We start from the raw sequence: 531 nt of genomic DNA on the forward strand, positions 1-531 counted from the left end.
CTGGTGAAGGCGTAGAGGTCGATCGCCTCATTGTCGGCGTGCTCGCCGGCGGCCGCCAGCGCATCGAGCTCGTCGCCGCTGATCGAGTAGGTTTCCGCCAGAATTTCCTTGAAGCGCTCCCATTCGACATCCTGGCGCACGCCGTCGGCGTTCATCACATGGTAGAGCAGGGCCGAGGCCGCGACGCGCGGATCGTCGGCGCTCGGCTTCGCCGCGCCGGCAGCCGGCAAATCCCTCAGGAACGACAATACGCGTTCGAACATCGACACCTTTTCCCTGTCCGCCAAAACCGGCCTCAAAACAAACGAAACCGGCGCGGCGATTTTTCCGCCTCGTCTTCCGGCGCGACGCCCGGATCGTCCGGCAATCGCGGCGGCTCCGATGCCTGCTCGAAGGCCTCGCCATCGCCCGACGCGGCCGCGGTCTCCTTCTCCATGCCGTTCGGCGCTTCGGCGGCCGGCTTCGCCGCCGAAGCATCGGGGACGATGTCGATCGCTTTCTCGGCCGGCACGGCCGGCGCGGCGGGAATTG

The 531-nt window shown here is 67.2% G+C and carries 1 protein-coding gene and 1 pseudogene; both read right to left on the reverse strand.

Going from position 1 to position 531, the window contains the following annotated elements; genetic code table 11:
- A partial coding sequence (locus tag EOA29_RS39525; protein WP_189479189.1) for a TerB family tellurite resistance protein occupies positions 1-263 on the reverse strand: 263 nt, incomplete at its 3' end.
- Between the two features lie 32 nt (positions 264-295).
- Positions 296-531 (reverse strand): annotated as a pseudogene (locus EOA29_RS39530) (heme biosynthesis protein HemY); the annotation flags it as partial.

This window comes from Mesorhizobium sp. M1E.F.Ca.ET.063.01.1.1 (assembly GCF_003998155.1).
Classification (GTDB): Bacteria; Pseudomonadota; Alphaproteobacteria; order Rhizobiales; family Rhizobiaceae; genus Mesorhizobium.